Source organism: Schaalia georgiae DSM 6843 (assembly GCF_000429245.1).
GTDB classification, from domain to species: Bacteria; Actinomycetota; Actinomycetes; order Actinomycetales; family Actinomycetaceae; genus Pauljensenia; species Pauljensenia georgiae.
Map to the genome: position 1 here is coordinate 136,406 of NZ_AUBM01000010.1, position 14,677 is coordinate 151,082.

Below are 14,677 nucleotides of genomic sequence, written 5' to 3' on the forward strand. Positions count from 1 at the left end.
ACCTGCCCCAATGCATCGCGGAGCCGATGATGCGCGCCCGCGACCCCACCGTGCAGTGCCCCGACCACCAGCAGACACCACCATTCGCGCACAGTGCCCCGACCACCGGCGGACACCATTGTTGGCCTGCGCGTGATGCGGCGCGCCTTGATCGGACAGCGACTGCACGGCTACGGGCACTCCGTTCGCCTCAACTCCATCACATGATCCGCCACGCGCCCTCAATACCGCGCCCGTGCGCCCAAGCCGCCACTGCGGCCTCGTCGATGCAATCGTCGGGAGCGACCATGAGGGCCGTGGACAGCGCCTCTGCCAGCACTCCACTGGCCGCGACGACGCTGACCTGCCTGCGCACGAGAGCCCCAGGCCGGCCGTTACGCGGGTCGATGATGTGGTTGCGGATCAGTGGGTGCGCTTGAGATCCATCCCGAACCCACTCCGTTTCACGGGTTGTTTCACGAAGAATCCCCGCTATGACGGGCAAAGCCCCCAGGTTGTCCCCAGATGTCGATAAGGATCCCAGGAGGGGGCCGGTCCCAGCGCCCGGGACGCCCCCGCCGCGCACACCACCAGCGCACGAGGCGCGCCCACCGGACCAGTCGTCCTCCGCGGCACTGAGCGCATCCGCGTCCCCCTGCCCGGCTGAGGCGCCGGGCGCGACTGGGACGCCCTCCCCAGCCGCGGCCGGGCACGGCAAAGGGAATGAGCGCGTCCACTGGGCGGCTGGACCGCCGGGGTCGCGCACGCCGATCCTCCAGGGGGTCGAATCGGGGCGGGACCCGGCGGCGGACACGGAAGAGGTGCCCACGCTCACCAGCACGCCCTTGGCGCCCATCGACACCGCTAGGTCGCGCGCCTCGTCGGCGGTCCTGCCCTTCGCGATCGCCCCCAGGTCCACACTGGGCGCGAGGCCCCCAGCGTCCGCCTCGTCGGCGACGAGGGCCCACGCGGGGGCGTCGGGGCTCCTGCGCAGCACTGAGGAGCGCACGAGCGCCAGAGCCGCGGCGATGCGCTGCCCGGAGGGGGCCGGGGGAGGCTCCCGCCCCGACGCGACCGCCCGTTCGAAGCCCTTGACGTCCCACAGAGCCACCAGGGGGCCCACTAGCGGGTTGAACGCACCGCCCGTGGCGCGCGACAGGGCGACGGCGTCGGCGAGCAGCCGGTCGGTGGCCGCGCTGACCTTCACGTAGGGGGCGCTGGTGCGGGCGGCCGCGTTGAGGCGGGAGACCTCAGAGGCGGGCCGGAACGCGCTCCACAGGTCCTCGTGCCTGGCGACGAGGCCGACGAGGGCGTTGACGATCCCCATGCCGTCCCCGCCCCAACCGATCAGGTCGACGCGGGTCCCCATCGCGGGGAAGGATGAGCGCCACAGGCGCGCCCCCAGCCCGGGCGCGCTCAGCCGTTCCCCCCACCGAGGTCCTTGTCCAGGTCACCGCCGTCCTTCGTGGACTCGCCCAGACCGGGGATGTCCACTCCGTCAGCGGCCCCGGAGCCGTCCACGCCCTGCGCCTGGGCGATCGCGCGGATCGCCGCCTGCACGAACTGCTGGTGGGCAACGGTGGCGCCGGAGATGACGTCGACCTTTGCGGGGTCCCCGGTCTCGGTGAGTTTCGCCGAGTACTCCTCGAAGGAGGCGACAGCGGCCTGCGCCTTGTCGTAGTAGTCCTGGTTGAAGACCCGCCCGGACGAGTCCTTCCCGTAGTCGCCGCCTTTGTCGGAGCCGTCGGACATGGCCGTCGTGTACGAGGTCGAGACGATGGATCCGCCCTCGACGGTGATGGTGATCGTGCCGATCGACCCCTGGTCGTCCGCGTTCGACTGGGCGGACCACGTTCCGTCCTGCAGGGGCTTGGACATGTCGAGGCCGGTGGAGGGCTGGCAGGCGGCCAGGACCACGGCCCCCAGGGCCCCGAGCGGGCCGAAGGCGGCCCGGGCGCGGCGCGGCGTGTTGTGCGCTGTCATCGGACCTTGTCCTTCCCGCTGCGCGCCGGCCCCTGGCCGGCGCCGCCGTCGGCCGACGAGGCGGGGACCGCCAGGCCGGAATCCCGGGACGCGAAGTCGTGGTCGTGCCATGTCTCCTTCACGACCCTGCCGTGATCGAGGCGGATCTCGCGCTGTCCCTGTTCAGCGACCAGTGCGTCGTGGGTGACGACCATGAGGGTGGTGCCGTCCTTGTGGAGCTGTACGAAGAGGTCGAGGACGATCTCCTCGTTGGTCTCGTCGAGGTTGCCGGTGGGCTCGTCGGCGAGGACGAGTTTGGGGTAGTTGATGAGGGCGCGGGCCACGCACACGCGCTGCTGCTCGCCGCCGGAGAGCTGGCGCGGCAGGTGCGTGGCGCGGTCGGCCAGGCCGACGCGGTCCAGTGCCTCCATGGCCTCCTTCTCGTCGGGCATCGAGTGGTAGTACTGGGCGACCATGACGTTCTCGAGGGCGGTGAGGTGCCCGATGAGGTGGAACTGCTGGAAGACGAGGCCGATCGTGCGGCACCGGATCTCGGTGAGCTCGTCGCCGGTCAGGTCGGAGATGTCGTGCCCGTCCAGGGCGACGGTCCCCTTCGTGGCGGTGTCCATGGCGCCGACGATGTTCATCAAAGTGGTTTTGCCCGAGCCCGACGGCCCGACGATGGACACCCACTGGCCGCGTGGGATCTCGAGCGACACGTTGTCCAGGGCGTGCAGGTCGCCGTAGATCTTGGAGACGCCGGACAGGCGGAGCAGGGGCTCACCGGCGGGCCCTCCTCCCGCACGGCCCCCTGCGGGGCCGTCCTGCGCCGTTCCTGCGGAGTCCGGCGGCGTGCTCGGGTCCGGGGCATGTGGAGTGGTGGGTGTGCTCATTGCGTACCTCATTCTCCGCGCAGGACCAGCGCGGGATCGATTGCCAGGGCGCGGCGCACGGGCGGCAGGCACGCCACTACGGCGACCGCGACGGAGGAAACGACTGTGGCGATCAGGACCAGGGGGTGGACGGCGACGGCGCGGTGGAACACGTTCCAACTGATCGCGGCGGCCAGCGCGTACCCGGCGGCAGCGCCGACGAGGCCCCCGATGGCGCCCAGGGCCACGCCCTCGCCCATGAACTCGCCCATGATCGACCGCGACGTGGCACCAAGGGCCTTGCGCAAGCCGATCTCGTTGCGCCGCTCGGTGACCACGGCGATCATCGTGGTGGACACCCCGATGGTGGTGAGTGCCAGGACGATCACGGTGATGAGGCCCAGCAGGGAGCGCAGCATGTCGATGACGCCGGAGTCGGACTGGACGAGGCGCTTGACGGTCTGGGCGCGAACGGAGGGCACCGAGGCGTTGATCGAGTCCACCAGCTCCGTCAGCTGGTCGCCTTCGAGGGCGACGGAGTACTGGGCGATGGAGGGCTCCCAGGCGCCCGTCAGCTCCGCCATGTCGTCGGCGGACATGTAGATGTAGCCGTCCTCGTTGCCGCCGGTCTTGAGGATGCCGGACACGGTGACGGTGATGGAGCGCGCCTGCCCGTCGGCGCCCGACTGTGCGCCCTGGGCGCCCTGCGAGGCCTGGGCGGTCTGCGCGGAGAGCGGGGTGGAGGCCGATTGCGCTCCGGCCTGGGAGCCGGGGCCGGAGGCGGCCGGTTGGGCGGCCGGCGTCGCCCCGCTGCTGTTCGCCTTCCCACTGCCGCTGGTCGCGCTGCCGCTGGCCGCCGCGGCGTTCGACGAGGCCGTCCCGTCGAGCTGGTTGATCGTGATCCGGTCGCCGGTCTTGGCGTCGATGGTGGTGGCGATCTCCTCGCCGAGCAGCACCTGCGCCCCGCCCGAGGGCCATTCGCCGTCGACGAACCAGAAGGGGCTCATCTGGCGCACGGCCTCCAGGTCCGTTCCGCCCGCGACGTAGGGCTGGTCGTTGACTGTGACCGTCTCGTAGTCGAAGGACGCCGATCCCACGAGTTGGGCGGCGGGCAGGGCCCGGTCCACCGCGGCCAGGGCCTCGTCGTCCATCGCCTGGCCGTCGGCCCCGGTCACCACCATGTTCGCCCCGTAGGAGCGGATCTCGCGGGCCATCTGCGCGGGCACGTCGATGGCGATGGTCGCCAGGCCCGACAGGGTCGTGGCGCCGATTGCGACCGCCAGGACGGCGATCAGCACACGGGAGCGGCGGCGCAGGACGGACGAGGCGACCATCCGCCAGAACATCGCGCGTTTGGACACCGCGCTCACCTCCCGTGCAGTACTTCGGCGGCGTTGAGCCGCAGCAGGTAGCGGATCGCGGGGATCGACGCGCCCAGGACCACTAGGACCACCAGGACCGCAACCAGGGCGACGACGACGGGCGCGAAGGCGATCGCGGACCCGAAGACGGTGTATCCGATGATCTGCGCCAGTGCGAGCCCCGCTCCGTAGCCGAGGACGCCGCCCGCCAGGCCGACGACGATGGTCTCCGTGAGGAAGAGCCCGATGATCGACTTGTCCTTCGCGCCGACGGCCTTCATGAGCCCGATCTCGCTGGAGCGCTCCATGACGCCCGCGGTCACCAGGTTCGCGATCGCCAGCGCCGAGGCCACGAGGGCGAGGGCGGTCACCAGCACCATGAGGAGCTGGGTCTTCTCCAGGATCGTGCCCTCGGATTGGGCGACCTGGCGGACCGGGCGCGCCACGGAGTCGGTCATGACCTCCTCGATCTGGTAGGCGATGGAGGACACGTAGGCGGTGCAGTACCAGGTCTCCTTCTCGGACACGGACAACGACTTGGGGTTCTTCGCGGCCTTGCGCGCCAGGTCGTTGTCGGGGGTGGTCAGGGCGGACACCTCGACGCTGCCCACCGCCCCCTCGCGCCCCAGGAGCTCTTGGACGAGGCCCAGCTGGGCGTAGACGGCGTGGTCGGAGTCGTCTCCGGCGGTGAACACGCCCCGCACGACGACATCGCGGGCCCCGGAGGCGCCGGTCAGCGAGATCGTGTCGCCGACGTGGACGCCGTGGGCCGAGGCGTAGGCCGATCCGACCACCGCGCCCGCCTCGTCGGAGTCGTCGGGCCACGAGCCCTCGATGCTCCACCAGCCCCTCAGTTTGTCGAGCCCGGTCTGCACGCTCTCCTCGGTGGGCAGGTCGAGGCGGTGGGAGAACCAGGTCCCCGTGACGGTGACGGCGCCCCCGTCGGCGCCTGTGGCGGTGACGGGCAGCAGCGGGGCGAAGTCCAAGATGTTGTAGGTCCAGAAGATCGTCTTGATCCTCACCAGTTCGTCCTCGCGCAGGTACGCCTGCTGCTGCGCGGGGCCCTGCGTGGAGTAGAGGTCCTGGAGGACTGCGGCGCCCTGGGGGCGCACGATGATGTTCGCGCCGTAGCTCTTGAGCTCCTGGTTGACTTTGTCGCCCACGTTGAACATGACTGAGAGCATGGAGGTGGCCACGCAGGCGCCCAGGGCCACCGTCAGGGCGATCATCGCGTGCCGGTTGCCGCGCCTGGTGAGCGCGCCCTTGAGCATTCGGAAGAACATGGGCCCTACTTCGCGAAGACCGGCGCCGCCGCCTCGAGGGCGGACACGGGGACGGTGAGAGTGCCGTTGCCCACCTCGTACTCGATGGGGATCGGGTTGCACCCGCCCTTGAAGCCGATGGTCGCGATGTTCATCGCCACCTCGCACAGCTTGCAGATGACTTTCCCGTCCTTCTCGTAGTAGCCGGTGGGGCCGCAGATCTCGCACGCGTCCAGGCCGACGCCGAAGGACGAGCCGGACTTCTGGATGACGATGAAGCGGACTTTCACGCCTGTGGAAGTCGTGTACTCGTAGCGGTGCAGGTGCCCGTCGGAGACCGTGCTCAATTCGATGGTGGCCTGGTCGTCGACGACGGAGTAGGACTCGGGCGCGGAGAGCTCGACCTCCTGGGAGCCGATGGCGACGCCGACGGTGATGAGCAGCGCCCCGCACAGGTAGCCGATCGCGGCGCTGCCGGCCATCGTCTTGTACAGGCGGGCGCGGGCGCGCCCCAGGCGCCCCTCGGCCGGGTTCGCGCCCTCGCGGGGGATGGAGCGCGAGGCCCACCACGTGATGACCGTGACCGCGCCGAGGGCGGCGGCGGCGGCGAGGGTGAAGACGGCCTCGTGGTTGATGAGCCAGGAGACCACTGAGAACACGTTGGCGGGCATGGAGATGAGCCGCTTCGCCTTGAGGATGCGCACGATCATGAGGATGTGCGTGAGCCCCAGCGACGTGATGACCAGGACGGCCGGCCACAGGCGGGGGGACAGGGAGCACAGGCGGTGGGACAGCCATCCGAGGGCAGCGCACAGCACCCACGCGAGCGCGTAGCCGGTGATCGCCATGACCGCGGTCGTCGAGTAGAGCTCCACCCCGCCCGACAGCATCATGACCCCCTGGGTCATGGCGGTGGGGAGGGCCCTGAAGAGCGCGAACGCGATGTAGAGGGCCGCCACTGCCCTCAGCGCGCCGTCCCCGGGCAGCGGGTCGGCGGGGTCCGCGCCGCTCGCGCGCGCGAGGCGCGCCCTGCGCAGGAGCAGGGCGACGAGTGCGGCGGCTGCGATGATGGCCACGGGGAGCGTGACGAGGCCGACGCTCTGGCGGTTGAGGGATTTGGGTGCGATGGTGGCGACGACGGTGAGGGCCAGTGAGGCGGCGGCGCCGGCCCCGATGCCGCCCCAGACCGCCAGGGCGCGGGCGCGCCGTCCGCTGCGGCCGCGCCCTGGCGCGGGGACGAAGCGGATCGAGGCCCCGACGGCGAGCATTGTGAGCAGGAGGCTCAGAGTCGCCTCACTGAGCTGCTGAAGCATCAACGGTCCTTTCCTGGCTGAGGGGGGCCTGCGCCCCCCTCGTGCAGTCTAGTGCCCCATGCGGGCGCGGGCCGGGGATGGTCTCCCCGGCCCGCTTCGTCCTCACCAGTCGACGGAGGTGGGATCCCACTGCCAGTCCTTGAACTCGGCCTTGAGGGGCTCTTTCCAGAAGCGGCCCTTCACGCCGGTCTTCTCGTCGGTGTGGAGCAGCCAACCGTTCTTCTCCGGGGACGTGATCATGAAGGTCACGTCGTAGGTGCCGGCTTCGAGCTTGGGCAGGTTGATGCCGTAGTGGGGGCCGTCCGAGGCGTTCATGGGCATGAAGGTGCCCTCCTGGACGACTGTTCCGGACTTGTCCGCGATCTGGTAATCGACGGTGAGGGCGGGGATGAAGTCGCCCGCGCCGTAACCGAGGTCGTTGTCGGCGACGGCCGAGATGTCGGCCTCCATGTGCATCGAGGAGTCCTTCGCCGGGGTGCTCATGGCGGGCTCCATGTCGACGGGCTGGAAGTAGACGCCGCCCACTTTGAGGGGGCCGACGAACACGTCGTCGCCCAGGGGCAGTTCCTCGAAGCCTGCGTCCTCGCCCGGCTTGGCGCCGTCGTCGGCGGACTGGGAGGCGGGGGGGGTCGCGTTGTTGTTCGAGTTGTTGGAGTTGGAGGAGCAGGCGGCGAGCGTGCCCGCCAGGGCGATCGCGGCGGCCGCGGCCCCGATTCGGGCGAGGGAGCGCTTCATGGGAGGGTTCTCCTGATCGGTGTCGTGGGTGTCAGTCGGCCTTCGCGTCCGGGGCGCTTTCCGCCTCGCCGCTGGCGCGGGCGAGGGAGCGCTTCCCGAAGACGTACAGGCCGACGATAATGATGAGAACCAGCGCCTGGGCGACCAGGTTCTCCACTCGGGGGTAGATCCCCAAGAGGTCTACGGTCGGGAAGCCGTTGACGTAGGTCAGGGAGAGCACGTCGGCTTCCTGGAGCTCCTTGATGCCCGACCCCGTGAAGGTGAAGGCCATGAGGGCGAGCAGCAGGGAGGTGATGGTGAAGAAGGGGCGCAGGGGGATGCGCAGGGCGGCGAACTGGATGAGCAGGTAGACGACGACCAGGATCACGAGGCCGACTACGAGGCCCGCCCACACGTAGCCCGTGCGGTCGCCCGCGCTGGAGACGATGGGCACGTAGAAGAGGATCGTCTCGGCGCCCTCGCGCAGGACGGCCAGGAAGGAGATGAAGGCGAGGCCCAGCAGCGATCCTTTGGTGAGCGAGGCGTCGGTCTGGTCGCGGATGTACTTCTCCCACGCCTTGTCGGAGGACTTGTGGATCATCCAGTTCGACACCCAGATCAGCATCGCGACGGCGAAGAGCGCGGCGACCCCCTCCAGGAGCTCCTGGTTGGCCCCCGCCAGGGAGGTGAAGTAGTTGAAGAGGAAGGCGAGCAGGGCGGAGAGCCCGAGGGCAATGGCGACCCCGGACCACACGACCCGCGCCTTGTCCTTGTGCCCGGACTTGCCGAGGTACGCCAGGACCGCGGCGACGACCAGGATGGCCTCCATGCCCTCACGGAGGATGACGAGCAGGGCGGGCACGAAGGCACTGAGCCAAGGCGTGGTCTGCGAGGCGGCGGAGGCGGCCTGCCCGGTGTACCCGTCCAGGGTGTTGGCGTCCTCGCGGATCGCATTGGTGAGGGTGGCGGCATGGGAGTCGACGCCGGCGCCGTCGCCCTCGTCCATTGCTTTCTTGAGCAGGGAGAACTCCATTTCGACGGCACTGACCCGGGAGCCGGAGATGCGGGCCATGACCTGCTTCTCCATGCCCGTCGTCTCGTAGTTCTTGTAGTAGGCGTTGTTGACTCCCGCCTTGCCCTTGGCGGGGTCACCGGCCTTGTAGTCGGCCACCGCCTGGTCGATGATCCCGTTGATCTGCTTGGCGGTCTGCCCCCAGGCGCCGGGGCTGTAGTCGGCGGAGCCCGACGACCCCGAGGCCGGGGCGGCTCCGTCGAGTTTCGCGGCGTCCTCGGCGATGTACTGCTTGAGGGTGGCGGCGTGGGAGTCGACGCCCGCGCTGTCGCCGGCGCCCATGGCCTGCTTGAGTAGGGAGAACTCCATTTCGACGGCACTGACCCGGGAGCCGGAGATGCGGGCCATGACCTGCTTCTCCATGCCCGTCGTCTCGTAGTTCTTGTAGTAGGCGTTGTTGACGCCCTCCTTGCCCTTGGCGGCGTCACCGGCCTTGTAGTCGGCCACCGCCTGGTCGATGAGGGAGGCGATGGTGGTGGAGACCTCCTGCCACGTCTGAGGGTTGGCAGCGCGTGCGGGGGCGACCCAGAGCACTGCGGCGAGCGCGGCCATCACGATGACGACGAGCCCTTTCGCACTTTGCCGCATCGTGGCCTTGGTGGTCGTGGTGACGAGGGCGCCCACGGTCTTGCCTCCTGGTCGGCGGGCCTGTCGGCCCTGTTGGGATTTCCGCGTCCCAGCGTAGCCACCTTGCCATGAGGGCGTAAATATTAAAGTAAGCACACCCTGAATTGTGACCAACGCCGGGGGGCGCATAGCGCCAGCCCCGCACCCGCGTAACGGACCTTGGTCCCACAGTTGTGGACGAGTCCCGCGATCGCCCGTCCGACCGGCACCGAAGCCGTAACAGGGCCACACGCAATCCCGCAGCGAACGGGGCCGTGGCCGGTCGTACCGGCCACGGCCCCGCCGCGTCACCTCACACGGGCGCCGGGCTCACTCCTCAACGCGATCCGCGACCGCCGCGCGCCCCGCCTCCAGGCGGGCCACCGGGACGCGGAACGGCGAGCAGGACACGTAGTCCAGTCCCACCTGGTGGAAGAAGTGGATCGACAGGGGGTCGCCGCCGTGCTCGCCGCACACGCCGAGCTTGATGCCGGGCTTGGTGGATCGGGCGCGGCGCACGCCCTCGGCCACCAGGGTGCCCACGCCGTGGACATCGATGGACTCGAAGGGGGAGACCCCGAAGATCCCCGTCTCGATGTAGCGCGGGAAGAACACACTCTCCACGTCGTCGCGCGAGAAGCCCCAGACGGTTTGCGTGAGGTCGTTGGTGCCGAAGGAGAAGAAGTCGGCCTCCTCGGCCAGGTCCTCCGCCGTCATGGCGGCGCGCGGCAGCTCGATCATGGCGCCGATGGTGATGCCGGACAGGTCGGCGCCGTGCTGGGCGGCGACCTGGGCGATGATCGCCTCGCCCTCCTCGCGCACCAGCTGGAGCTCGCGCACGGAGCCGACCAGCGGCACCATGATCTCCGGCTCGGGGCGCAGGCCGCGTGCGACCAGTTCGGCCGCGGCCTCGCACAGGGCCCGCATCTGCAGGGCGAACAGGCCCGGCAGGTAGATGCCCAGGCGGACGCCGCGCAGGCCCAGCATGGGGTTCTGCTCGTGCATGCGGCGCACCTCCGCCAGCATCGCCTCGTCGGCGGGATCCAGGTTCCCGGTGGCCCTGCCGACCGCGACCTTGGTCTCCAGGTCGACCAGCGCGGGCATGAACTCGTGCAGCGGCGGGTCGATGAGGCGCACGGTCATGGCCTTGCCGTCCATGACCTCCAGCATCTCCAGGAAGTCCTGCTTCTGGAGCTTCTCCAGCTCGTCGAAGGCTGCCTGGCGCTCGGCGGAACCGGGGGCGGAGAGGATGGCGCGCTCGACCAGGGGGCGGCGCTCGCCCAGGAACATGTGCTCGGTGCGGCACAGGCCGATGCCCTCGGCGCCGAACTCGATGGCGCGCTTGGAGTCGAGGGGGGTGTCGGCGTTGGCGCGCACGCGCAGTCGGCGGACCTCGTCGGCGTGGGAGAGGATGAAGTCCACCGCCCCGACGAGCTCGCGGGTGCCCTCGTCGTCCCCGGCGGCTGCCAGCCCCGCCTCGAGGCCGCGGGCGAGGTAGGTGGTGACGGGCGAGTCGGTGACGGGCACCTCGCCGCAGAAGATCTCGCCGGTCTGCCCATCGATGGCGATGACGTCCTCGCCCGTCAGGACGAGGCCGCCGATCGTGACAGTGCCGCGCTCGGCGTCGATCTCGAGGGCCTCGGCGCCACACACGCAGGTCTTGCCCATGCCCCTGGCCACGACGGCGGCGTGCGAGGTCTTGCCACCGCGCGCGGTGAGCACGCCCTCGGCGGCGACCATGCCGGGCAGGTCGTCGGGGTTGGTCTCGCGGCGCACGAGGACGCACTTGACACCCGCTTCGGCGGCGGCCTCGGCCTGCGCGTTGTCGAAGACGATACGGCCGACTGCGGCGCCCGGCGATGCGGCCATGCCGGTGGCGACCAGTTCCTTGTCGGCCTTGGTGTCGAACTGCGGGAACATCAGCTGGGTGAGCTGGTCGCCGGTGACGCGGCCAAGGGCCTCGTCCCGGGTGATGAGCTTCTCCTCGCGCAGCTGCACGGCGATGCGGAAGGCGGCCGCCGCCGTGCGCTTGCCGACGCGGGTCTGCAGCATCCACAGTTTGCCGCGCTCAACGGTGAACTCGATGTCGCACATGTCGCGGTAGTGGGTCTCGAGCTTGCGCATGATGGAGCGCAGCTCGTCGTACACGGGCTTGTTGATGCGCTCCAGGTCGGCCAGGGCGAGCGTGTTGCGGATCCCGGCGACGACGTCCTCGCCCTGCGCGTTCTCCAGGTAGTCGCCGTAGACGCCCGAGTGGCCCGAGGAGGGGTCGCGGGTGAAGCACACGCCCGTGCCGGAGTTCTCGCCCATGTTGCCGAACACCATCGTGCAGATGTTGACGGCGGTGCCCAAGTCGTGGGGGATGCGCTCGCGCCGGCGGTAGATGCGGGCGCGCTCGGTGTTCCAGGAGCGGAACACGGCCTCGATGGCCATGTCCATCTGGGTGCGCGGGTCCTGGGGGAAGTCCTGGCCGGTCTGGTCGCGGACGATCCCCTTGAAAGTGTCGACGAGGCCGCGCAGGTCGTCGGCGGTGAGCTCGGTGTCGCCCGTGACGCCGCGCTCGGCCTTGAGGGAGTCGAGAGCGTCGGAGAAGAGGTCGCCGTCGATGTCGAGCACCGTCTTGCCGAACATCTGGATGAGGCGGCGGTAGGAGTCCCACGCGAAGCGCTCGTTGCCCGATACCTTGGCCAGGCCGACCACGGACTGGTCGTTGAGGCCGATGTTGAGGACGGTCTCCATCATGCCCGGCATGGAGAACTTCGCGCCGGAGCGCACGGAGACCAGCAGGGGGTTGTAGGGGTCGCCGAGGTGGCGCTCCATCTGGTCCTCCACGCCGCGCAGGGCGGTGGTGACCTCGGTGGACAAGGACTCGGGGACGACGGATCCCTGCAGGTAGGCGCGGCACGCCTCCGTGGTGATGGTGAACCCGGGGGGAACCGGCAAGCCGAGCTTCGTCATCTCGGCGAGGTTCGCGCCCTTCCCCCCGAGCAGGTCCTTCATGGACTTGTCACCCTCGGAGAAGTCGTACACGTACTTGACCATCGTGGTCCTCAACTTCCGTTCGTCATTGACCGGCCCAGCACTGGGCCGCTGCCGCCGATAAGTGTACATGGGATTAGGGACCAAGGTCACTTCCGGCGCGGTGTTGCGGCGTTGGACGGCGCGGGGGCGGGCCCCGATGGACCCGCCCCCGCGCTCGAGGGGTTCAGCGGACTCTGAACTCGATGGTGGTGCCCTCGCCGACATCCACCAGATCGCCGTCGTTCAGGGCGATGGTGACCATCGGCGTGACGTCCTGGAAGCTCCCGTCGGCGTGGCGCAGGATCGTGCCGTTCGCCGATCCCAGGTCCATGAGGGACCACGCGCCCGGGGCCGTCATCATAACGGCGCAGTGGGAGCGGGAGATCTCCGTCGCGGGGCTGGGGACGCGCAGGACGGTCGCCATGGGGCGCCCGGTGAGGGCGCGCGCGTCGGGGTCCCTGCCGATGATGACATCGCGGCTGACCTCCACGGGCACGGTGCCGCCGTGGATGAGGAAGGCGACGGGGGCGGAGGGGCCGACGTTGTGGGGGGCCCGGCGCGCCTGGGTGGCCTCCGCGTTCATCCCCGCCAGCACGTCGGGGGCGATCTCCTCGTAGGAGTCCTCCGAGGGCGGGGGCACCGTGGTGACGGGGGGCCGCGCTACTGGAGGCTGGGCCGCCTGGGGCCGCGCCACCGGAGGCTGGGCCGCCTGGGGCCGGGCGACGGGCGGCTGATCGACAAGGGTCTGGGCCATGGAGTCCTCCTCGTCCGCCCCGGTGGCGGCGGGCACCTGGGGGGCCCCAACCGCCCGGGAAGGGGGAGTCGGATCCGGCGCCCTGCTCGGATCCGGCGCCCTGTTCGGACCCGGTGGCCTGCTCGGCTGCTGCCTCCTGCCCCTCCTTCGGGGCGCCGCCGTCCTCGACGGGGTCGGCGGCGTGCCTGGGGCGCTCCCTGGGGGCCCTGGCCGCCGAGGAGTCGTCGGAGGGCATGGTCGCGACGACCGGCTCGGCGACGACCGCCAGTGATTCGGCGGCGGGCGCGGAGGAGCGCTCGTCCTTCTTGAGGGTCGCGAGGAACTTCGCCTCGGCCGCGGCGATATCGTATGCCTCGGTATCCCTGGGCGACTCGGGGACCGCGGCGACTGGGCGCTGGGTGGGAGTCTCCGTGGAGTGGATGAGGAAGCCCATGGTGTCGACGGGCAACGAGGCGAGGGCCTCCAACTCGTCCAGGGACCGTCCGATGCGGATCTCTCCCGCTTCGACGCGGTCGGCGGCCGGAACCATCCAGGTGACCTCGTCGCCGTCGACGATGGTCGCCTCGAAGGTCTGCCACTCGCCGGGGTTGAAGGGCCAGGCCCAGATGGGGTCGGTCCACACCTGCTCGGCGATCTGCCCGGCGCTGCGCATGCGCAGTTGAATGGCGCCGAGGACCGTGAGGTAGGGCTGCTCGCCGGCGCAGTCGAGCAGCAGCGCGCTGTCGCCGTCGGCCTGGACCTGGGCGAGCCACGTCTGCGTGTCCGCGCGGCCCCAGACGACGTCTGCGGCGCCATCGGCCAAAGACAGCGGCACGAGGGCCGCGCCGAGCGGCCCCATCACGAGTATCGCGCCCTGGCCTCGGCACAAGAAGCGACCAATCTGAAGCATCAGTTACTGCCTTTTCTCAGTGGAGCCCGCCGCGCCGTGTGGGGCGACGCGGGGCGGACTGGTTGGATGACTCGGGTCATTGCGTGCGGATCCGATATTAGTCGGGACGCACTTGCTGCGTAAACTACCACGGCGGTCGCGTTATCACGAGTCCCAGCGGACAGTGCGGCGCTCACGAGGTGGTCCGCGATGCCCTGGGGCCCGCGCCCCGCGGTCACGATCGAGCACATCTGCGCGTCCGTGAGCGCTCCGTGGATACCATCAGAGCATACGACGGCGTAGTCGCCTTCGCACAGGGGCATGAGGGTGTAGTCGGCGCTGACGGAACCGGTGAGCCCACCGCCCAGGGCCTTGGTGACGACGTTGGACGGCGGGATGATCTGGGGGGTCCCCAGCTCCTCAGCCATGTCCCGTGCCTCCTGGACGGCCGAGTGGTCGTGGGTGATCGGACTGATCCGCCCGTTGCCGACCACGTAGACGCGGGAGTCCCCGATATTGAGGGAGAGCCAGTAGGGGCCTTCATCCGTGTCGAGGGCGAGGACGCCGGTGAGCGTGGTGCCCGGGGCGTTCTGCGCGCCAGCGGCCCCGGCGAGGGCGCTGACCCGGTCCCCCGCTTCCTCGACGGCCTCGGACAGGTCCACAAGGTCCGCCGCACGTGCCCCGAGGCGCTCCTCGCCGAGGTACTCGCGCAAGGTTTCCACGGCGGTCCTCGAGGCGCGGGCCCCTCCGAGGTGGCCGCCCATGCCGTCGGCCACCGCGAAGAAGGGGGGAGCGGCGAGCCACGAGTCCTCGTTCTCGCTGCGCACCGGGCCGATATCGGTGGCCGCCCCCCATTTCAGGGTTAATTCGCGGTTGTACTCCCCCACCGTCAT

General features: G+C 70.1%; 10 protein-coding genes and 1 pseudogene. All 11 read right to left on the reverse strand.

Going from position 1 to position 14,677, the window contains the following annotated elements; genetic code table 11:
* Window positions 1–199: 199 nt before the first annotated feature.
* Window positions 200–1,348 (reverse strand): FAD:protein FMN transferase, encoded by a 1,149-nt coding sequence (locus G447_RS0106105; protein ID WP_026430418.1) that lies wholly within the window; start codon window positions 1,346–1,348, stop codon window positions 200–202.
* A gap of 47 nt (window positions 1,349–1,395) precedes the next feature.
* The gene (locus tag G447_RS0106110) at window positions 1,396–1,962 is read right to left on the reverse strand and encodes a hypothetical protein (RefSeq protein ID WP_026430419.1); all 567 of its coding nucleotides are present in this window, start codon (window positions 1,960–1,962) and stop codon (window positions 1,396–1,398) included.
* Window positions 1,959–2,834: an ABC transporter ATP-binding protein gene (locus G447_RS0106115; protein ID WP_026430420.1), complete on the reverse strand. Its 876-nt coding sequence runs from the start codon at window positions 2,832–2,834 to the stop codon at window positions 1,959–1,961. Before G447_RS0106115 ends, G447_RS0106110 begins: the two co-directional genes overlap by 4 nt.
* An 8-nt stretch (window positions 2,835–2,842) precedes the next feature.
* Complete coding sequence (locus G447_RS0106120) at window positions 2,843–4,174, reverse strand: ABC transporter permease (protein ID WP_026430421.1); 1,332 nt, start codon at window positions 4,172–4,174, stop codon at window positions 2,843–2,845.
* 5 nt (window positions 4,175–4,179) lie between these two features.
* Window positions 4,180–5,457 (reverse strand): ABC transporter permease, encoded by a 1,278-nt coding sequence (locus tag G447_RS0106125; RefSeq protein WP_026430422.1) that lies wholly within the window; start codon window positions 5,455–5,457, stop codon window positions 4,180–4,182.
* Window positions 5,458–5,462: 5 nt separating this feature from the next.
* Window positions 5,463–6,749, reverse strand: coding sequence for a DUF2318 domain-containing protein (locus tag G447_RS0106130; protein WP_026430423.1), 1,287 nt, complete (start codon window positions 6,747–6,749; stop codon window positions 5,463–5,465).
* A 102-nt stretch (window positions 6,750–6,851) separates the two neighbouring features.
* Window positions 6,852–7,484, reverse strand: a complete 633-nt coding sequence (locus G447_RS0106135) for an iron transporter (protein ID WP_026430424.1) — start codon at window positions 7,482–7,484, stop codon at window positions 6,852–6,854.
* A gap of 31 nt (window positions 7,485–7,515) precedes the next feature.
* Complete coding sequence (locus G447_RS0106140) at window positions 7,516–9,123, reverse strand: FTR1 family iron permease (protein ID WP_051226265.1); 1,608 nt, start codon at window positions 9,121–9,123, stop codon at window positions 7,516–7,518.
* Window positions 9,124–9,471: 348 nt separating this feature from the next.
* Window positions 9,472–12,183: a pyruvate, phosphate dikinase gene (gene ppdK / locus G447_RS0106145; protein WP_005869312.1), complete on the reverse strand. Its 2,712-nt coding sequence runs from the start codon at window positions 12,181–12,183 to the stop codon at window positions 9,472–9,474.
* A gap of 163 nt (window positions 12,184–12,346) precedes the next feature.
* A pseudogene (locus G447_RS12880) lies at window positions 12,347–13,805 on the reverse strand (FHA domain-containing protein).
* Window positions 13,805–14,677, reverse strand: coding sequence for a PP2C family protein-serine/threonine phosphatase (locus tag G447_RS0106155; RefSeq protein WP_005869324.1), 873 nt, complete (start codon window positions 14,675–14,677; stop codon window positions 13,805–13,807). Before G447_RS0106155 ends, G447_RS12880 begins: the two are co-directional and overlap by 1 nt.

Coding starts and splice junctions, on each gene's coding strand:
- G447_RS0106130 (WP_026430423.1), bottom strand. CDS start 6,749: ATGCTTCAGCAGCTCAGTGAGGCGACTCTGAGCCTCCTGCTCACAATG.
- G447_RS0106125 (WP_026430422.1), bottom strand. CDS start 5,457: ATGTTCTTCCGAATGCTCAAGGGCGCGCTCACCAGGCGCGGCAACCGG.
- G447_RS0106155 (WP_005869324.1), bottom strand. CDS start 14,677: ATGACGGTGGGGGAGTACAACCGCGAATTAACCCTGAAATGGGGGGCG.
- G447_RS0106105 (WP_026430418.1), bottom strand. CDS start 1,348: ATGGGGACCCGCGTCGACCTGATCGGTTGGGGCGGGGACGGCATGGGG.
- G447_RS0106140 (WP_051226265.1), bottom strand. CDS start 9,123: ATGCGGCAAAGTGCGAAAGGGCTCGTCGTCATCGTGATGGCCGCGCTC.
- G447_RS0106115 (WP_026430420.1), bottom strand. CDS start 2,834: ATGAGCACACCCACCACTCCACATGCCCCGGACCCGAGCACGCCGCCG.
- G447_RS0106135 (WP_026430424.1), bottom strand. CDS start 7,484: ATGAAGCGCTCCCTCGCCCGAATCGGGGCCGCGGCCGCCGCGATCGCC.
- G447_RS0106110 (WP_026430419.1), bottom strand. CDS start 1,962: ATGACAGCGCACAACACGCCGCGCCGCGCCCGGGCCGCCTTCGGCCCG.
- ppdK (WP_005869312.1), bottom strand. CDS start 12,183: ATGGTCAAGTACGTGTACGACTTCTCCGAGGGTGACAAGTCCATGAAG.